The sequence below is a fragment of the Pontibacter sp. SGAir0037 genome (genome assembly GCF_005491705.1).
Classification (GTDB): domain Bacteria; phylum Bacteroidota; class Bacteroidia; order Cytophagales; family Hymenobacteraceae; genus Pontibacter.
In genome coordinates this window covers 578397-599307 of sequence record NZ_CP028092.1, presented here as the reverse complement: position 1 = coordinate 599307, position 20911 = coordinate 578397, and the positions used below count along the sequence as shown (strand labels likewise).

At 44.7% G+C, this 20911-nt stretch carries 9 protein-coding genes; all 9 read right to left on the bottom strand.

Annotation, left to right across the window (positions count from 1 at the left end):
• Nucleotides 1–6 precede the first annotated feature (6 nt).
• Nucleotides 7–879, bottom strand: coding sequence for a sugar phosphate isomerase/epimerase (locus tag C1N53_RS02395; RefSeq protein ID WP_137757804.1), 873 nt, complete (start codon nt 877–879; stop codon nt 7–9).
• Between the two features lie 151 nt (nt 880–1030).
• Nucleotides 1031–3391: a glycoside hydrolase family 3 C-terminal domain-containing protein gene (locus C1N53_RS02390; protein WP_240773360.1), complete on the bottom strand. Its 2361-nt coding sequence runs from the start codon at nt 3389–3391 to the stop codon at nt 1031–1033.
• Nucleotides 3378–6395 (bottom strand): FAD-binding and (Fe-S)-binding domain-containing protein, encoded by a 3018-nt coding sequence (locus C1N53_RS02385; protein WP_137757803.1) that lies wholly within the window; start codon nt 6393–6395, stop codon nt 3378–3380. The genes C1N53_RS02390 and C1N53_RS02385 overlap by 14 nt, the downstream gene beginning before the upstream one ends.
• A 121-nt stretch (nt 6396–6516) precedes the next feature.
• On the bottom strand, nt 6517–7239 hold the full coding sequence (locus C1N53_RS02380) for a GDSL-type esterase/lipase family protein (protein WP_137757802.1): 723 nt from the start codon (nt 7237–7239) through the stop codon (nt 6517–6519).
• Between the two features lie 14 nt (nt 7240–7253).
• The gene (locus tag C1N53_RS02375; RefSeq protein ID WP_206077608.1) at nt 7254–9848 is read right to left on the bottom strand and encodes a hypothetical protein; all 2595 of its coding nucleotides are present in this window, start codon (nt 9846–9848) and stop codon (nt 7254–7256) included.
• Between the two features lie 191 nt (nt 9849–10039).
• Entirely contained in the window at nt 10040–11470 is a 1431-nt protein-coding gene (locus C1N53_RS02370) for a RagB/SusD family nutrient uptake outer membrane protein (protein WP_168193940.1), read from the bottom strand.
• A 25-nt stretch (nt 11471–11495) separates the two neighbouring features.
• The gene (locus C1N53_RS02365) at nt 11496–14684 is read right to left on the bottom strand and encodes a TonB-dependent receptor (protein WP_137757801.1); all 3189 of its coding nucleotides are present in this window, start codon (nt 14682–14684) and stop codon (nt 11496–11498) included.
• A 415-nt stretch (nt 14685–15099) separates the two neighbouring features.
• A complete protein-coding gene (locus C1N53_RS02360) occupies nt 15100–16509 on the bottom strand; it encodes a glycoside hydrolase family 140 protein (RefSeq protein WP_240773359.1) in 1410 nt (469 codons plus the stop codon).
• Nucleotides 16510–16657: 148 nt separating this feature from the next.
• Nucleotides 16658–20692 (bottom strand): cellulase family glycosylhydrolase, encoded by a 4035-nt coding sequence (locus C1N53_RS02355; protein WP_168193939.1) that lies wholly within the window; start codon nt 20690–20692, stop codon nt 16658–16660.
• Nucleotides 20693–20911 lie beyond the last annotated feature (219 nt).

Genomic DNA, 20911 nt, shown 5'->3' with positions numbered 1-20911 from the left:
TCCCCTTTATAATGTACTACCTTTTAATTCTTTACTAACCACGCTTCTGAAATACTGCACGCTTTCCTTTACATCCGGAGTGCTTTTATACCAGTTGTACTCATACTCAGCAGAGAGAATACCTTTGAAATCCTGTCTGATCAGTTCCTGTATCACACCTGCGATATTGGTAACTCCATCTCCCCAATGCACATCATGCGCTTTCAGGTCTTTTTCGTGCATATCTTTAACATGCAGCTGAAAAACACGTCCTTCCAGCTGCTTTAAACAAGAGACGGGATCCAGGCCGGAGCGGGTCCAGTGACCAATATCTGCGCATACCCCAATACGCTTGCTTTGCCCCTCCAGGGCTGCCTGTACAATATCAGGGCTCCAGTAACGTGTTGGCTGCGGGTGGTTATGAATGGCAACATTTACCTTAAACTCTTCGCACAGCTTAGAAAGCAGTGGCAGATCTTCGGGCTTAGGTTCAGATGTGATAGTTTCTATCCCCATGGCTTTAGCGAATAAGAATAACTCCCGCCACTCCTCCTCACTACCAGGGGCTATCACACCAAAAGAAACCATCTTCACACCTTTTTTCTTTAGTCTTTTCAGGATTTCCTTTCGCTGCTCATCCGGCATTTTATAATCCATTTTCCCTTCCATACCTCCACCAAGTACCTGCCCAGGATAAGCCTCTACAAATCTCAGGTTGCAACTGTCTATCTTATCAATAGCTTCGAAAAAAGTAAATTGTTTAAATGTATAAGCCTGAGCCCCCAGCTTCCAACCAAGCTTTGTTTCGGGATGTTTTTGCCCGTAAGTCGCGTTATTTATACCCAGCAGGCTGAACAGAACGAAGGCAATCAGGATGGTACTCTTCGACAATACTTTCATGCTTATATTTTTAAAACAGCTATAACTTCCTTTTATTATTCCACCGCAGACGATGTTTTAGCTTCTTCATTAAACTTAACGCACTAAGTTAAAAATTAAAAGGTAATTACGAAAAACATTTTCAATTAATTTCCTGCTAAATTGTGATTACTTACTTTGAAACTTTTAATTCCTGAATAGCAACCTGTGGCACCAGTACCTTATTCACTTTCTCAGCCACGATACTTTCAGGCAGCTTAAAAGAAGTAGTTTGCCTGATGTTTTTGGAAGAGGCACCCGCTCTAATAGTATAATTACCTGCTTCAGCTACCCAGGCGGACTGATCACTATCGAAAGAAGACAGAGCGTGTGCATCTAGTACAAAAGTTAGCGTTTGTGTCTGGCCAGGCTGTAGCAGATCCGTTTTTGCAAAGCCCTTTAATTCTTTCTCTGGTTTCTCCATAACCTTAGACGGTGCCGATAGGTATAGTTGCACTACTTCCTTGCCAGCCACTGTACCTGTATTTTTAACATCCAGTGTAACAGTAATCTTGTCTTTAAATTTATTGGAACTCAGCTTCAGCTTGCTGTAATCAAAATTTGTATAGGATAAACCGTAGCCAAACTCATAAGCAGGTTTTACTTTAAAAGTATCGAAATAACGGTACCCTACATAAATACCCTCTTCATATACCACTTGTTTGGGTTCTCCTACTGGTGTTCCCGGGAAGTTCTTTGCAGAGGAAACATCCGGATAATCCATTGGAAAGGTCGTTGCTAACTTTCCTGACGGATTAATTTTTCCACTCATAATATCAGCCACAGCGTTTCCTCCCTCCTGACCCGGTTGCCAAGCCAGTAAGATAGCATCAGCCTGATCTCTCCAGCTTGCTGTTTCTATCACGCCACCAATGTTAAGCACTACTATCATTTTTTTGCCTTTAGCATGGAATGCATCAGAAACAGATTTCAGCAACTTCTTCTCATCGGCTGAAAGATAAAAGTCGTTCTCCAGTTTCCGGTCACCGCCTTCACCAAAAACCCTGATAATAGAAACAATAGCCACATCCGATTCTTCCGCTTTCCGCTGTATAAGGCTTTCATTAATTGCCATTTCACCCAGAATACTGTCCTGCTTAGGCATTGCTGTAATCAGGCTGTCCGCTTTCAGGTTGCGTGGCCTTCCCCGCTTCAGGTAAGTCAGATAACCTTCCTGTAGTTCGCTGTCAAGTTGGTAACCAGCATTTTTAAGTCCCTCTGCTACAGACACACTATACTGATTGTTTACCATACCACTGCCAGTACCTCCCACAATCAGCTTATAAGAGTAGTTGCCAAACGCGGCCACTTTGGGTGCAGACTTTTGAAGAGGAAGCGTATTTTGTTCGTTTTTAAGTAATACCATCGACTGTGCCGCCGCTTCGCGGGCCAAGGCAGCACTTTCTTTCAGGTTTGGCTTATCGGAGTATGGATAGTCTTTAAAAGTAGGAGTTTGCATTGCAACATGCAGTATTCTTTCAATGTTCTTATCCAGCACCTTCATATCCAGGGCACCATTACGCGCGGCGCTGTCAATTTTATTTGACCATACCGCCAGGCCCGGCATCAGTAAATCGTTGCCTGCTTTCATTTGTTTCACGGCATCCTCCCCGCCATACCAGTCGCTAAGCACAAAGCCCTTAAAGCCCCATTCCTCTCTGAGTATCGTTTCCAGCAACTCCTTACTTTCGGAAGTATACACACCGTTAATTTTGTTGTAAGAAGACATCACCGTCCAGGGGTTAGCTTCTTTAACCGCAATTCTGAATCCCTCCAGGTATATCTCCCGAAGAGCTCTTTCGCTAACAATAGTATTGATAAAACGCCTGCTGGTTTCCTGGTTATTGGCTGCAAAGTGTTTTATAGAAGTCCCTACCCCCTGCGATTGTATCCCATTAATTACCGAAGCAGCCATTTTACCTGAGATCAAAGGATCTTCTGAATAGTACTCGAAGCTACGTCCGCCCAACGGGTCACGATGGATGTTGAGCGCAGGAGCAAGCAGTATATCTACACCATATTCTTTTGCTTCATGCCCCATTGCCTTGCCCACACGCTCGGCTAACTTTACATCCCAGCTGGATGCCACCAGCGTAGCTACCGGAAAAGCTGTACAATAGTAGGAGTTAGCATCATTCTCTCTTCTGGGGGCGATGCGCAGACCGGCTGGTCCGTCTGAAAGATAAATAGGAGGAATGCCTAGGCGAAGGAATGGATACGTATAACCCCCAACAGCAATAATATTCTTTTGTTTTTTTCCCGGTAAAGCCTGTGGATAGACTTCTCGTCTTTTGGCACCCGTTACCATCAGCGATTTTTCTTCAATGGTCATGGCATCGATCACTTCTTTTAGTGAACTTTTACCTAATTGTGGTGCCGGTTTAGCAGTTTGCGTCTTTACAGGGCCTGTAGAGGCTGTCTGCGCCATAACGGCACCTGCAGCAAAAAACTGAGCCGCTAAACAAAAGAGGGTACTATACTTACGTAATTTCATAAACTGTAGGGTTACTGGTTATCTTGATATGAGGTGCTTTATCTGGGCTCTCCTGCCTCTCCAGCGCTGCCCATAGAATCTCAACAGGATGGAAGGCCTTGCGGCTTGTACCGTCTTTGATCTGGTGGCGGCAGCTGGTACCAGGTGCCGCAATGAGGGTATCCGCGGGTTGGGCTTCAACTGCCGGGAACAAGACAAGGCTTCCGATCTTCATAGACACATCGTAATGTTCTTTTTCATAGCCGAAAGAGCCTGCCATACCGCAACAGCCGGAAGGAATTAATTCTACTTCATAATTAACCGGCAAAGAGAGTATTTTTTGTGTAGGAGTGAGTGCATTTAAGGCTTTCTGGTAACAGTGCCCATGCAGCTTGATAAGTTGTTTCTTTTTAGTAAATAGCTCTGATGTAATATTTCCTTTTGCTACTTCCTGTAGTAAAAACTCTTCCAGCAGGAAAGCATTGCGGGCAATCTGCCTGGCTTCAGGTACAAGTGTAGCAGAAGCCAGCTCCAGGTACTCATCCCGGAAAGTTAGAATAGCCGAGGGCTCTATACCAATCAATGGTGTACCCTCAGCTATTAGCCCGGAAAGTAACTGTATATTTTTATTGATAATAGCTTTTGCCTGGCGCACCAATCCCTTGGAAAGATAAGTACGTCCGCTTTCCAGGTGCTTTGGAATAATTACTTCGTAACCCAGAGCTGTTAAGAGTTTAACAGCCGTTTTACCAATTTCCACATCGTTGTAGTTGGTAAACTCATCGCAGAACAGGTATACCTGCCTGGAGTTTGTGGTTGTACCTCTTTCCCTATCCCAGCGCCTTTTCCACTTCCGCAGGGTAGTGCTTCCTACCTCTGGCAACGAGCGCTCTGCGGCAAAGCCAATGGTTTTCTTTACCAGATTGCTTGTGAATTTATTGTTGATAATAAAATTGTAGAATTGAGATATAACAGATGCCAGTTGCTGTGATTTGGTAAAGTTACCAACCAAACGGGCACGCATCGGCACACCGTTCGCATCGTAATAATGCTGCAGAAATTCAGCCTTCATCTTGGCTACATCCACACGCGACGGACATTCAGATTTACACCCTTTGCAGCTCAGGCAAAGCTCCATAACTTCCTTGATCTCCTCATGATCAAAAGGATTTACCTTTTCAGAAGTAGTCAGGAACTGCCTTAAAATATTGGCCCTGGCCCGTGTAGTATCTTTCTCCTGTCGGGTAGCCATATAACTGGGGCACATCGTGCCACCTGTCACGTGGGTTTTACGGCAGTCGCCGGAGCCAGAGCATTTTTCTGCCAGCTTTAAAATCCCCTCCTGCTGTGAAAAATCGAACAGGGTTTGCACAGGTATAACGGCTTTATCTGCTTCATACCGAAACGCCTCATTCATCGGAGGCGTGTCTACGATCTTGTTGGCATTAAATATACCTTTCGGATCAAATACCTGCTTTACTCTCCTGATCAGGGCATAAGCTTCTTCACCAAGCACAGCCGGAATAAACTCACCCCGCAAACGCCCGTCACCATGCTCTCCGCTTAGAGAACCGTTATATTTTTTCACCAGTTCTGCTGTCTCCTGCAGCACTGTTCTGAATAGAGTTTTCCCTGCTGTGGTTTTCAGGTTTATCATCGGCTCCACGTGCAGTTCTCCTGCCCCGGCATGGGCATAGTAGGAAGCATTCAGCTTATGTTTCTCCAGGATCACCTGCAGGTCGGCTATGTAAGCCGGTAAATCTTCGGGCGAAACGGCACAATCTTCTATCAGGTTAACTGGCTGCTCATCGCCTGGTAAATTCCGGATCAGGCCAAGCCCTGCCTTCCGGACATCCCATGCTAGCTTGGCCTGGTTGCCGGTAACTACCGGGTAAGCATACCCTAAGCCAGCTGCCTGCAAATCAGCAATTAAAGCTAAAGCCTTTGCTTCTATTGTCTCCTTCGTGTCTTCCAAAAACTCCACCATCAGCAATGCTTCCGGCTCTCCCTGTATAAAGAAGCGGTTGTGCTGGTATGTTGGATGTCCTTTCGTAAAGTCCATGATATACTTATCTACCAGCTCCGACGCCATAGGCTGATGCCTGAGCGCCACCAGGTTTGCCAGCAGAGATTCGGAGAGCGAATGACAATGGATGCAAACCAGTCCTTCCTCTTTAGGAGGCAGAGGCAGCAGGTTCAGCGTTGCTTCCGTTACAAAGGCCAGCGTTCCTTCCGATCCTGCCAGAAGCTGGCATAAATTCAGCGCTGGCATGTTCGCATTGGCTTCATCTCCGATAAGGAAATCAAGCGCATAACCTGTATTTCTTCGGGTAAGCGTTTTCTTCGGATAACCTTTAGTAATGATTTGCCTGCTTTCTTCGTCCTGCACCAGGGCTACGAGGTTTCTATAAATTTCACCTTCCAGGCCGGTAAGCGTACATTTTTCTATAACCTCTGCTCCTGACAAGCTTCTGAATGCTGTCTCTGTACCATCACTTAACAACACCTGTGCCTCCAGCAAATGCTGCCGTGTGTCGCCCCATACAATGGAGTGCAAACCACTGGAATTATTTCCGATCATGCCGCCTATCATGGCACGGCTGGCAGTAGATGTTTCAGGCCCGAACATAAGGCCGTATGGCTTCAGGTATGCGTTCAGGTCATCCCGGATCACACCAGGTTGCACCCTTACCCATCGCTCCTGCGCGTTTACCTCCAGTACCTTGTTCAGGTATTTTGAAATATCCACGACGATGCCTTTTCCTACTACCTGCCCGGCCAGTGATGTACCTGCTGCTCTTGGAATTAACGTTAGCGCATGCTCATTTGCAAAAATGACAAGCGCTCTGATAGCTTCTTTTGTTTCAGGAAGAGCAACTGCCAGCGGCATCTCCTGGTAAACAGAAGCATCAGTAGCATATACCCGCTTCTGCGCCTGATGCAAGGAAGAATCATCAAAATATAATTCTCCCTCAAACCGGGTTTGAAGCGCTGCAAATAAAGATGTAAGCGAAGCTGAATTCATGGCCAAAACTGGAAATTAGTATGCGATAAAGGATAAAGCTTATCTGCAAATAGAAGAAAAAAATGGCACAAGTTTCACTATATTCTCCCTAATTAAATGTGTTTATGCATTGTTTTATCACTCACTGAAATAATTTAAAAATCTCCCCGGCAATGATATCATGCCCTTTCTCGTTCGGATGGTTTACATGCGACATATAGCCCTCTATAGAACCTTCTTTGCTGACTATTTTTTGAAATTCGGCAAAAGGATCGGCTAGTCCGACTTTGTATTTCGCTGCCAGTTCGCGGATCTGCTTTGCGTGTAGCTCCAGCTTATTGCCAGGTTCCAGGATATTGTAGCGCTGATCTGGCGATGGCGTAACCAATACTACTTTTATATTATTGGCAAGGGCTTCCTCTATCATTTTCTCCCAGGCCACTTTTGTCCTCTCCAACCCGATGCCCAAGTCATTTAACGCATAATCTATAAACAGTACATCAGGTTTATGCGGCAATACATCTACTGTTAGGCGGGTCTGGCCTTTCTCGGCATACTCCCCTCCTATGGCTGTAATAATAATATTAATAACAGCATGCGGATAAACACCTTTCAGTTTACCAAGAACCAGGTTCGGGTAAGATTCCAGGGTATGCACTTCCTGACGGCTCCAATAACCTGATGGCACCGAGTGACCATGAAACACGAGGTTTATCCTTTTATTATCTGGGAAAATTGTTTTGAGCTCCTTCTGTACCTCCGCCAGGTAAGCAGCAGTTGGTGTAGCTGCTTTGATGCTTTGGCTCTGGCTTTTACAAGAACTGGACAGCAACAGGGCCAGTAATAATATAGCTATGCTTTTCATGATTGATATGCTGTTTATTCCCATGAAACCACTAAATCACCGGTAACATTTCGAACAATATAGTTTTCACCATACTGCTCTTCTCCATTTTCAAATGATATCTTGCCCGTTTTCCAGGGATAGGTGGTATTCAGGTAAAAATGAATCTGTTCCTTCGTAATCCCGTCGTTCGGATAAACTCTTACAGTAGCATTTTTTAATCCTGCTATTTGCAATCTCCTGGTAATACCAAGTTCTCCTGAGTGCATTTCTTTACAGGACACAATACCATCGTTCTGCTCCACAAACACACGTGCCTCTCTGCTCCAGGCCGTAGGGAAAGAATAAGTGGCATAGCCGTTTTCTAACCTGGTGTCGTACCCATTCAGCACAGGAGCTCCCTGCGGAAATTTAAAGCGGTGCTTTACAGATGTATTAGGTACATAACCGGAGAAAAAGTAACCGTTCTTGCTGCGGGAGATACCTAGTACCGGACTTTTAACAGCAGGATCATATTTATCGACGGCATACTCCAGGCCAAATTCTTTGAGCACATAACGCAGGTAAGCAGGGCCTACAAAATATTTGCCCGGATCGTTTGGTTTCAATAAACGGCCACCTTCATAATCGCTTGAGTTCGTACCACGTACGTAAGCGATCTTTCCGCCTTTCCAATCTTGTTGTGCCCGTACCCACACAGCATCACGGCTATTATTAGCCTGCTGCATTTTTACCAGCACTTTGGTGGCCGGGTCCTTCGCGTTCTTAACAGTAGTTCTCAGGGCTCCTCCAGAAAGAAGGGCTTTGTGGTTAATTGTAGCCGGAAAAGCTTTCTCCAGTTGGTCGAAGGCGTAGTTTCCCATGATCTTCATGTCTCCCTCAAGTGGGGTACCGTTCTTAAGATTGAGTAGTTCCGCAAAGGCCGGGCTGGCATGATCAGCCGGGCCATAAACAACCACTTTGCCACCTGCTTTTACGTAGCTGATCAAACTTTTCTCAAAATCAGAATCTGCATCGGGTACAATGGTAACCAGTACAGACTGATCGAACATGCCCGGCTTTCCTGCCAAAGCTGACTGAAAGTATTTTGTAGAAATTACCGTGTTCAATGGAAGACCATTGTTGATCGCTTGCCTGATAAACCAGTCTCCGTAATAGATCTCCGCCAGACGATCCTGTTGGTTATGCGCCCAACTATGATACTCTTCGAAAGGGTATACCCATACCAGCGGCCCCGGAGCCGTTGGGCTATCGTAGCGGGCTTTCAGGATATGCGGTATTACCTCATCCGGTACCTGCGTTGGCATGTTCCCATACGAATCATCAATGGTCAGGAAATTTAAATGGGTAGGCAACTTCAGATCCCCCTGCTGGTTGATCATTGCCACCGACATAGGCAGGTAAATATCGTGCGGCTCACGACCATAGCGATCTAACCAGGGGCTATTCAACCACCATGGGTCATGGGTATAGTAACGGAAAATATACCTGTTGTCTGGTAACTCCGCAATGCGCGACATATAACCAACCATTTCTAAACCAAAATCGCCGTCCAGGGCAGCCCAGGGAGAGTTAGGAGGAGGCAGGATATTGTAGCCGCCTTCGTAAATCGCTTTTAGGTCTACACCATCTTTTGCCAGATCTATGCCTGTGGCTAAGTTGGTACCTCTTGTCTCTATTCTGAAATCAGGACATTCTTGCCGGAAAAGGGTCCAGAAGTTAACGATCTTATTTTTGGTATCTTCCAGGTTCTCCTTGTTAAAATCTTTCCCTGTAAATATAGTACCGGTAGATGCCCACGGCTCCATCCCAAAGCCAAAGCCATTGCTGAACCAGATGTAATCATAGCCCAGGTCCTGCAGGAAATGCTGGCTCTGACGGCCGAAAAATGTACCAAAAGGCGTATCTGCCGGAATGCCCTTCGGAAAACCGGCATAGGAAGCATCATCAGCATTTAGTGTAGCATAGCTGAACACAAACGATTTATGGCCCATGGCACTTCCTTCCAGAATTTCCGGGTGCTTCTTATACTTAAACTCAGATTTGGCAAACTCCGGCCCTGGGTCGAATGTAGCGCCTACACGTATCGGCTTGCCTGTAATGGCAGCGCCTGTTTCTTTTAAGGTTTGTATGATAAACTTCAGATCCTGGTAAGTAAACTGCGGAGGATTTTTCATATACAGGTAAGCCCGCTCATGCAGCGATAACTCCTTCGGGCCTGATCCAACTTCGTGATCTGTGTTTGGGTTGCCTATGTACTTTGCCCACTCCAGCGGCTGGTTCAGGTTTCCGCTGTAGTCCAGTATTTCTGAGCCGTCTGCGGTCCAGAGCATCACAGAAATGGTATCAGCATGGCGCAGCAAAGAACCCCATTGCGAAAACATTTCGGCAGCCACACTTCTGATATAGGCCTTGTCATTCTTCTTAAAAGGCTTTAACGAAGCTTCCAGGGTGATGTTATTAAAAGACTGCCCTCTCAGGCTCTCCTCTACAAGCGCAGGTGGGCTTGCAGCATTTGTGGTGACCGGGGCAGAGGTTGTGGTTGGCACTGAAACCGGCTGGGTACCCGAGCAACTGTACATAAGAGCAACAGGTACTAACCAGGTTAATTGCTTAAGATTAAAATTCATTTTATGATCTGAAGTTTATTTCGATATAAGGAATGATCTGGCACAGGAATAAAGCCATAAATCACAATACAATTCTCGCTCTTTATATAGTCTTACACAGCACATAGAGTCTTTTCTAAACAAAAGTTGACTCTATGTACCGTGGTTAAGGTAAATACCTGGTAACACAAACTATTCAGCAGTTAATGTAATTAATAGCCTTCGTTCTGCTTAATGGCAGGATTTATCTCAATTTCCCTTCTAGGTATAGGCAGCACAAGTTCATGCGGTGCCAGTGTAAAGTTTAATCCCTTACCAGCGTAATAAGCATCTATCACTTCTTTTGCTCTGCCCGTTCTTATCAGGTCGAACCAGCGATGAGCTTCGTATGCCAGTTCCACCCTTCTTTCATGTGCTATAGCTTCGCGCATCTCTTCCTGAGACAGTCCCGCTACACCTTCCACATCTGCCCTGTCGCGCAGCATATTCACATATTCTTCTGCACTTGCGGTACTACCCTGTTCATTTAAGGCCTCTGCATACATCAGGAGCACATCTGCATAGCGTAATACTAAAAAGTTAACTGCGCCGTCCCTTGGGTTTACTGCTGTTAAATCTACAAATTTTAAACCGTGCCGGCTATAGGCTTTTTCACCTGTCAGATCAGACGTGATAGAATCACCTACGGAGGCATCTCTTCTGCTGTCTCCTTCTTCGTAGGCCTCCATTAAACTAAGAGTAGGTGTTATTCTGCCAGAACCTTGCTGACGGTTTGCTAAAAGGCCTGTAGAGGCAGGTGTAAACTGTACCGAATAACTATTTCCTAAATTAGCGCCTGAAATGAACTTCAGCTCGTAAATAGACTCTGCCAGGTTCTCATTCCCTTTCACAAACAAACTGCTGTAGTTATTTACCAGGGAGTACTGTCTTGAATCGATTACTTCTTTCAGTTGTGAGGCAGCCAAATTGTACTGCTTCTGCGTGAGGTATACTTTACCCAATAAAGTTTTCACTGTTCCCCGTGAAATGCGTCCTTTGTTCGGATTCAGATCTGCTGGCAAAAGAGCTTCTGCACTGGTCAGATCTTCCAATATGACATTATATACCTCATCTTTGGGTTTTAGCGTCAGGTCGGTTGCCATAATCTGATCCGGACTTCGGAACTCCACATTAGTAATTGGAGCGCTTCCGAATGTCTGCACCAGTATAAAGTAGGCATAGGCACGCATAAATTTAGCTTCGCCCATTAGCCTGTTCTTTGCATCATCGCTGATGGCCACACCTTCTAAGCGGTTAATAATTACGTTACAGCGCGCCACTGTATAAAGTGCCCTGTCCCACACCGACTGCACAATGGTATTAGAAGACGTTATGTTTAGTTCGTCAAACTCTACTTCGGTAATAGAAGAGGAAGAAATAGATATCTCTGCATTATCGGTCATTAGCTCGGCAATGTAGAAGATATCGGTATTATAAAGATCTCTGAAAGTACCATGTACACCAATCATGGCTTTTTCGAAATCATTTTCTGTCTTATAAAAGTTCTGGTCGTTTATCTGCGACTCAGGCTGCAGTTCTAAAAAATCCTGGCAGGAAGTACTAATTACCAGCAGGAATAGTATGATATATGCTTTCAGCTTCATGACTTTATCGCTAGAGGTGAAAAAACTATTGAAGAGAAACCCTTAAACCCACTGTGTAAGTCCTTGGAAGAGGGTAAGAAAAGTAGTCGATGCCTGTCGCCGCGATGTTATCACCTGTAGAACTTGATTCGGGATCGTAGCCCGGATATTTTGTAAAAGTGTAAACATTGGCCACATCACCAAACACGGTTACAGACGGTATGCGCAACCTCTCCAACAGATTATCTGGTAGTGTGTAAGAAAGGTTTATATTCCTGATTCGCACGAAAGAGCCATCAAACAAAAATCTGGAGTTTGAGCTGATACCCCGGGCATAGTCGTTACGGATAGCCCTTGGCACAATTCCATCTCCCGGATCCTGCTCCGATTTCCAGCGGTTAGCTACCATAGCCAATTGGTTCTGGACACCAGCACTGTTCAAGGAAATCTCTCCACCTTGAAAATAAACCTCGTTCCCTTGCGAACCCACAATAGTGGTGCTCAGCCTCAGGTTCTTAAACCGGAAATTATTCGTGAAACCAAATGTATATTTTGGCCAGGGACTGCCTACAATTTTTCTATCGGCATCGGTAATAACATTATCTCCGTTTACATCTTCGAACTTTAGATCGCCAGGCTGTACATTCGGATGCTGTTTCGCGTTGGCATCTACATCTGCCTGGTTCTGGAATATGCCGATCACATTCAGCATGTAAAAGCTTGAAATAGGATGGCCTACTTCTGTAATCTGGTAAGCTGAGTTAACAATTCTGGAACTGGATGAGCTTAAAGCCAGCACTTTGTTTCTGTTTACACTGATGTTGAAGTTCGTATTCCATGAAAAGTTGTCGGAACGGATGTTTTCTGTGTTCAGCGCCAGTTCCACCCCTTTGTTCTCCAGTTCACCAACGTTTTGGGTAGATGAGCCAAAACCGGAAATAGCAGGCAGTAAACTATTCAGCAGCAGATCTTTTTTGCGATTCCGGTAAACATCTGCCGTCAAAGACAAACGATTATCAAAAAGAGATACATCCAGACCCAGGTTAACTTCAAAAGAGCGTTCCCATGTTAGATCATCATTTGCCAGACTCTGAGGAATAATACCCAGCACTGGTTGACCCTCCGCCACATACCTGGAAATGCCTAACAAGCCAATATGGGCATAGTTACCGATCAGGTTATTGCCGGAGGTACCGTAGCTGGCCCTGACCTTCAGGTCATCCACAAAATTTGCGTTAGCCATAAAGGGCTCCTGCGATACCCGGTACCCCACCGAGAAAGAAGGGAAAGTACCCCACCTGTTGTTTGCTCCAAAGCGGGAGCTACCATCGCGACGAACAGTGGCTGTAAACAGGTATTTATCATGGTAAGCATAGTTTACTCTTGCTAACCAGGAGAGCATGGCCCATTCTGAAATGTAATTTGTACCCGCGTTTACGTTACCTCCGGCCAGAACAGGAATATAATCTGTTGGAAAGTCAGTGGCTCCGGCCTGGAACATTTCCAAGGCATCTTTCTGAGCAGTAAAACCAGCCACAGCATTCAGGCTATGACGCTCCCCGAAAACCCTTTGGTAATTAACCGTGTTTTCGTTGAGCCAGTTGATGCTGGTTCTGTTATGCACACCAGCTGTTGCCGGACTTGTTTTAGCACCCCATTCACCTATTTCGGAAGATTTCCAAAGCCGGGTTCTGTCTGCTATATAATTAATACCTATAGATGATCGCACCGTAAGACCATTCAGTATTTCATACTCCAGATAATTGTTTGTAAAGACATTCGTAGAATTTCTTCTGTCACTGAATTCGTCCAGGATCAGTAACGGGTTCTCAACAGGCACTCCAAGCGGATCTAAAAGTTCTGAACTATAACTGCCATCTTCATTATAAAGGGGCAGCGCCGGAGAACTGGCCAGGGCGGCAGAGATGAGTCCGCGCTGCCCCAGGTGCCCCTCCGCACGGGCAAAATCACCATAAGAATGGGAACCAGCCACCGAAACACCTAATTTCAGCCGTTTAGACAGGTAAGCATCTATATTAGTACGCAGGTTAAACCTCTTGAAATTTGACCCTTCAATAATTCCTTCCTGATCGAAATATCCTCCACCCACATAGTAATTTATGTCATTTGCTCCACCACTTACAGATAACTGGTAGTTCTGGAGAGCAGCTGGCCGGAAGATCACATCCTGCCAATCGGTATTTGCAGCTAGTGAAGCGGGATTACGAAATTCAGGCTTTACCTGTGTAGCACCAGCCCGTACCTCATTCGGGTCTGAAGCGTTTCCTCCTGCATATACCCAAGCGTTATCGCGACCTTCGGCCACAAACTCTGCAAACTGCTGTGCGTCCAGTAAGTCAAGCTTCTTTGCTAATGTCTGTACACCACCCGATGCCTCAAAGCTTATAGAAGGTTTTCCTTGTTTTCCTCGCTTAGTAGTAACTATAACTACACCATTCGCACCTCTCGAACCATAGATGGCGGTTGCAGAAGCATCTTTCAGAATTTCAATGGATTCTATATCAGCCGGATTGATAGTACTTAGCGGGTTAATCTTACTGGCAGTATTATTTGCCATCCCACTAGAGGAAAATGAATTCCCGTTAAAGCTACTAACATCGGAACCTCCTCCACCTGCCCCTATGGCATAGCCATCTATTACATACAAAGGCTGGTTACCACCTGTGATAGAACTTAGCCCCCTGATCACAATATTCACATTTCCACCCGGAGCACCGGTTGTCTGTGTAATTTGTGTTCCCGCCACCTTGCCCTGCATCATCTGATCGAAGCTGGCAGAAGGCGTTGGCAGCAGCTCTTCAGTTGTCAGGCTCACCATGGAACCTGTCAAATCCTTTTTCCGCTGTGTACCGTAACCAACCACCACAACTTCCTTTAGTTGCTTTTCATCGGCATTCAGGCTTACATGAACAACAGCCTGACCTCCTACCGCTACTTCTTTGGCATTATAGCCGATATAAGAAGCTACCAATGTAGCGTTGGTAGCTACAGTTAGCATAAACTCTCCGGATGCATTTGTGGTAGCACCATTTGTTGTTCCTTTCTCCACTATGGTAGCTCCGATAAGTGGCTGCCCGTTTTCAGCAGCCGTAATAGTACCACTTACCTGTATCCTGTTAGTTGATTGTGCAGCCAGGTTATTGACAAAACATGCAAAACTTAGCATCACACAAATCAACCTCAGGGGTAATAGCTTGTTGATAACTTGTTTCATCGTGACGATCTTTAATATGTATGTATAGTAATAGAATTCTTTTCTATGCTGATGCTAACTTTATTATCCTGGCACTACTTAGTACATTCGCAATTTACGCTTTATAAATTTATCTTAACGCACTAAGTTAAAAACATAAGTTTATTCCCCTTGTAGTTCAGCAATCTGGTTATAAAGCAATGCTACAATTCGTTGGAAATATAATACTATAGCTTTAAAAAGCTTGTTTTATGCACTTCTAAACTACAAGCTATTCCAAAATTTCTTAACGCACTAAGTGAGTACTCAATATTAAAAAAGACTGGCATTAAAAGCAAGTCTTTGTCTGCTTTTTTATAAAATTGTCCTCCCAACACAATCTCAAAACGAAAGAATATAATAAGAGCCTTCCCATGGTACAGGAGAGGCCCAATAGCTACTTCAGGGCTGCAAACTTTTTAGAAGCATCATCCAAAACCAGCACCCAATCCTGATCATCACCTTGCGAAGGAGGTGTAAATTTTATAAGGCCGCTGTTTGTGTGCTTTCCTCCTTTTGTAACTTGCCCTGTTCTGGGGTTATACCAGGATGCTTTAACTTTTGTACCAGAGATTTTACCCATGTTTACTTCGAAGGGAAGGCCGGAAGAAGAGTAGATAAAAGCGTAATTTTCTCCCCTGGTTGCCTGAATCCGCTCTTTGTAATTATCAGGTGAATGCACAACCATCGACTGATCGGGAATGCGCTCCAGCATTGGCCGCGACTCCATCAGTTTTCGCACCAAAGTCATTGCATTGGCACCCGGCAAATCGAGCGACTCAAACCAGGGTTTAGTGGCATCTATGTGCCGTTTCCTCTCCGGAGCGTACATCTGCCAGATATTATTGCAGCCATACGTATGCCCGTGGGCTCCGGCAAACAAATTCAGGTAGGCTTTTCTTCGGATGTCGTTCGGATCAGCATAGCCATTTTTCTCCAGGTCGAAACAAACTGGTATTTCTTCGTACATCGGCTCCCCATCCATAGTAGGCTTTATAGTAGATAGCCTGTAGTCCTGGCTTATCTTGTCCCACACTTTGGTATCGGCACAATGTCCGGATTGCCACATGTTAAAATCCAGCCACTCATCCTCATGAAACCACTTAGAAGAATTTGTCTGCGGATGGAAAGTCATCATAGCCTTGTCGTTTCCGCCTACTGCCTCAGTTATACCTTTAGCCATGGCACGCCAGACTTCCACATCATCGGAATTATCCCGTGGGTTTCTATCCCCTCCGATAACCCATATAATATTTTTCTTTGCTTTATACCTGCTCCCTATAAACTTACCATAGGTATAGGCATTCTGTGTATTAAAAATTTCAGGGCCTACGCCCCATTTATTCTTAAATAACTTATCACCCCAGGTAGGTAACATCGCTATATGCAGCCCCAGTTCTTCGGCTTTATTAACAATATAGTCTACATGTTCAAAATAAGCTTCATTTGGTTTTGCAGGATCATCATTAACCAAAGGAGTATATCCGTAAGGGTTCGGGTCGTGCAGGCCATCGTGCTCCGCCAGCACTACTGCCTGGATTACCGTAAAACCTTTTTCTGCCCTGTTTGCCAGGTATATGGTAGCTTCTTCCCTGTCTAACCTGTGAAACAGTTCCCAGGCAGTATCGCCCAGATAGAAAAAAGGCTTGCCGTTCTGGTAAACCAGGTAGCGCCCATTGTCACTTACACGCAGATCTGACTGGCCCTTTACAGCAAACGGATACAGAAGCGCTATACCACAGAGCCAGAAAAATAGCTTAGAGTTTTTATTAAGCAGAGACAGGTGCATGATAAATATCTTTTTCATGATAGCGAACAGATCAGGAAATAGTAATTTAAGTTATTGATGTGCAGAACACAATTGCAGTAGCATTTAAAACAACATCAGTGAGAAAAAACGATTAAAGAGCCTTTTACAAGCCTCTTTAATCATTGTCATAACTATCCATGCAAATCTACTCTACTGCAAATTTCCTAGCCACTTTTTCTTTCTCCAGATACAGTGTTCCTATATAAACGCCGGCAGGTAACGTCTTCACCTTTCCCTCTAAAATATTTTCTCCCTTCGAGAGTGATAATTGCTGGTCCAGCAACTTCCTGCCCAGCATATCTGTGATCACAAGAGTAGCTTTGCCTGCTTCCGGGGCAAAGGCTGCGACTTTTATAGTTTTATCTGCGGCTGTTATTATGTACAGTTCAGCTATTCGCAGCTCCTTGCCCTTAAATGCAGCTGAGGTAACGAATGCTGTGCCTGCCTGCTGTGCCATGTAAGGAGACAGGCTAATATAATCTATTGCGACAGCTTTACCCAAAGAGGCCACGCCTACCGGGCTCGGCACATCGAATCGTATGATACGGATGCTGCTTTTCCCGATCCATAGAGGCTGTTGCCCCAGGTTTACGCTGTATTCTTTAAAATCTGAATCATTTGCTGAGATATCAAACTCCACAAAATTGGCTACATTATCACCAACAGGCCCCCACCAATAAAATCTGGCCTTTGTTTCTGCAGTTTCATTTCTCAGCCTGATGGTTACAAATTTATAAACGGTTGGGTCGATAGGTGTGCTGGCAGGAACATCCAACCTGATGTTATTGTAAGCTTGTGCCGCTGTCAGGTTCAGGATGCCGGCAGCAGTATATGCACCAGTATAATTAACAATATTCCAGCCTTCGGCTTTGTTGTTCGCAACAGGCTCATTAAAGTTCCAGGTATAGTTATGCTGCAGCGAAGCCAAAAGTCTCACCTGATCTATCTGCACCAGTTTACCTATAGAAGCGGTACTTGCCAGCGCCGGCACATCAAATCGTATAATGCGGATGCTGCTCTTGCTTGTCCAGGCGGGGTTCTGGCTAAGATCTACTATATATTCTTTAAAATCGGAATCGTTTGGAGTGATATCAAACTCCACATAATTCGCCACATTGTCTCCCACTGGTCCCCACCAGTAGAACCGGGCCTTGGTTTCTGCAGTCTCATTCTTTAACCTGATCACCGCATATTTAGTGGTAGTTGGCGTAATGGCATTACTCGCAGGAACATCGTATTTGATATGATTGTAGCTTTGCCCTACAGGTAATGTTAATATGCCACTGGATGAACTGGCATTACTATAGTTCACGATTGTCCAGTCGTCTATTCTGTTGCTCTCTACTGTTCCGTTAAATTCCCATATGTGTGTCTGAGGATCTACCTCCAGCTCACCGGAATATTCTGTATTGGCTGTTGTATACTTCTCCAACACTGCCATCTGAGGCCTGTCTACACCACCGATTGGCTCTACTGCGAGGGTATAAGTATTCCACCACGGCCCTGCCGCCCAATAGGTGCCATTTATTTTATTGTTTTTTAGAAAAACCAGCATGTTATCCAGTGCTGTAAGCCAGCGGGGATCATTATCAGGCACTCCATACTCCCCCATAAAGCCATTCAGGTTGTTGTCTCGCAACCACTTTACAAACGGAGTTGCCCTGGTAACACCTATATTCGGATTGGCTTGTTCTCCTTCATACGTCTGATCATACTTTCCAGAAGCATCATCATCAAAATAAAGATGTGCTTCAAAGATCAGCTTATCCGATGAGTCAACCAGATCTTTGAGATTATTGCTTGCAGTCGGCCATCTGGTGGCAGAACTCCAGCTATCGCCCCCTACTACGATGGTTGTCTCGGTATCTACATTTCGGATAGTATCGATAATCGCCTGCGCAATGTTGAACCAGGGAGTTGAAGTAAGCATATCGTGGGGTTCGTTCATGATACCGTAGCCCCAGATATTTTCATAATCTTTGAAAGCCAAGGCCAGCTTTTGCCAGGCATCCGTTACAGCAGATACGGGTATGGTAGGCGAACCTATAAGATAAGTGGTGGTATCAATTTTTCTGCGACCGTAGTTGTGCATATCCAGCAGTATCCACATCCCTTTTTTGTGAGCAGCCTCTACAAAGTTCTTCATTCTACCTAGCTCTACCTCATCCAACGGACCATTCAGCGTGCGCTGTATACGCTCCCATTTAAACGGAAACCGGATCAGGTTTAATCCTTTAGATTTAAAATAGTCCAGTTCTGCCGCAGTTGGATAGGTATAGTCTGTGTTGTGAACGCCAGGCATATTTTCACCAAAATCAGCACCAGCCAGGTTCACACCAAAAGGAGCCGGAATCCTGGGAGCCATAGGCTGCACAGGTTCCGGTTCCGGCTCTGGCAGCACTTCCGTCGTAAGTTTTACATAATCAATATCAACTGTTTTACCGAAAGAAATGGCATGCAAAGGACTTGGCACATCGAAACGGATAATGTTGATCGTCCCGCTCCACCTGATATCTTTGGTTAGATCAATTTTATATTCTTTAAATTCGGTATCATTTGGAGTTATGGTAAAATCAATATATGCAGCTGTTGCTGCTGATCCCCACCAGTAAAATCGGGCATTTGTGTTGGCTGTCTGGTTTTTCAGGCGGATTACGGCTGTTTTGCTTTGCGCCGGATCCACAGCGTTGGTAGACGGAACATCGTAACGGATATGGTTATAAGACTGGTTACCAATAAGGTTCAGAATCCCGTCTTCTGTATTTGCATTATTATAGTTTACAATAGTCCAACCTTCTACTCTATTAGAGATAACAGGTTCATCAAAACCCCAGCTGTGTGTTTCCTGCGGGTTGGTATCTGTACCGGCACCACGACTGATCAGGAAAGTGTGTTCCACGGGCTTATTGATCGAATAGATTTTCTCCAGAGCCACAGCAAGCTGTTGCTCCGTTTCTGTCTCTTTAGGTTTATCAATCAGGTAAGCATCAAATAAAGCTTTGTTAGCAGTATACTTTGCATCATTGGTATTCCTTAAGTTATCGATATAGTTCTTGATGTCGGAGAAAGTGGCATTGCTCAATTCTTTAGGAAGATAATTAATCTCTACCCGCCTGATATCCCGCAGTTTCCGCTGGTACGCCCTGTATTGTATACACTGCGCCATTACTTTCTGAGCCTGCTTATACTGTGGTGTTCTTTTCTCTAAGGCCAGATTTACCCCTTTGTTTAGTTCCGCGCTGGTATAGTTACGGATAAAATTCCCGTCTATCGTTAAGGCATAATCACCTGCCTGAAGCTTTGCTATTTTTAGCAACTCACTGTTTAATTCCTGCGAGAATGGAACAAGCGACAAAGCCGATTCGGCCTCGGCAGCTACAGGAAAAGGTAAGCTCTTTGCTTTGTATGTAAACTCAATCTTATTTTCTGAAGCCTTAAATGCTGTTATAACACAATCTTTACATCTTTTTAATTCTCCTTTAGCAATATCGATATCGGCTACATATTTAGGAGCTCCCGTATCTTTCAGAAACTGGTAGGCCATAATAAAATTGCCCGGAGAACCAGGATGAACTCTGTCGTTGCTGATAAGTGTAGCTGCCGGATTATTTACCTGCACCTGCTTATTTAAGTTATTCAGAATAGTCCAGTAGTCTACAACCTTCAGGTTGTACTTCAGGGCCAGTTCATCTATAATAAATGTACACTTCTGAAGGGCATCATTTACACCGAACAGATTTTCAGCTGGCAAAGTACCTGTCTGATCATAAATAGTAGGTTTTTGCAGTATTATTTTTGTGTTAGCCTGGAGCAAACGTTGAATTACCTTTTCAAGGTATCCTCTGTAATCGTCCAGTGCCCGCTGTTTTTTCGCCTCAATGTCAGGTTCATTCTGCCTGCTTGCTGCATACAAGCCTCTGTTCACATCATTCATGCCAGCCATTACAACCGACCACTCTGCCGGATTTTTCAGTATATCGTTATCCATTCGCTGCAGAAAGCTATTGGCATTATCGCCCCATATACCCGAATTATAAAAAGTTATTTTAGCCTCCGGGAAACGAGTAGCATAGTACAGCAGAATGAAATTATGAAATTCACCACCATGGGTGATGCTATTCCCGATAAAGTTAACCCTGTCACCTTTTTTAAAGATAACATCATCTGTATTTTGAGCCATACAAAAGTGATTGATCACTAATGCAAACAAACAAAAGAAAAAAGCTGTTTTCCTGATCATATATGATATATTAAAGGTAAATCGTTTGCTACTCCTACTATAGATAATCTCTCAACAGATAGCTGCCTGAGTTGGCAGCTTTTCCTGAAGACCAATTTTACACCACGCTCTACCCTTACTCCTGATCTTGCTGAATGTGAGCTGGACTCTGTATGCGCC

What these genes read in the sequence shown, in the direction of transcription:
- C1N53_RS02395 (WP_137757804.1), bottom strand. Translation starts at nt 879, where the DNA reads ATGAAAGTATTGTCGAAGAGTACCATCCTGATTGCCTTCGTTCTGTTC.
- C1N53_RS02390 (WP_240773360.1), bottom strand. Translation starts at nt 3,391, where the DNA reads ATGAAATTACGTAAGTATAGTACCCTCTTTTGTTTAGCGGCTCAGTTT.
- C1N53_RS02385 (WP_137757803.1), bottom strand. Translation starts at nt 6,395, where the DNA reads ATGAATTCAGCTTCGCTTACATCTTTATTTGCAGCGCTTCAAACCCGG.
- C1N53_RS02380 (WP_137757802.1), bottom strand. Translation starts at nt 7,239, where the DNA reads ATGAAAAGCATAGCTATATTATTACTGGCCCTGTTGCTGTCCAGTTCT.
- C1N53_RS02375 (WP_206077608.1), bottom strand. Translation starts at nt 9,848, where the DNA reads ATGAATTTTAATCTTAAGCAATTAACCTGGTTAGTACCTGTTGCTCTT.
- C1N53_RS02370 (WP_168193940.1), bottom strand. Translation starts at nt 11,470, where the DNA reads ATGAAGCTGAAAGCATATATCATACTATTCCTGCTGGTAATTAGTACT.
- C1N53_RS02365 (WP_137757801.1), bottom strand. Translation starts at nt 14,684, where the DNA reads ATGAAACAAGTTATCAACAAGCTATTACCCCTGAGGTTGATTTGTGTG.
- C1N53_RS02360 (WP_240773359.1), bottom strand. Translation starts at nt 16,509, where the DNA reads ATGAAAAAGATATTTATCATGCACCTGTCTCTGCTTAATAAAAACTCT.
- C1N53_RS02355 (WP_168193939.1), bottom strand. Translation starts at nt 20,692, where the DNA reads ATGGCTCAAAATACAGATGATGTTATCTTTAAAAAAGGTGACAGGGTT.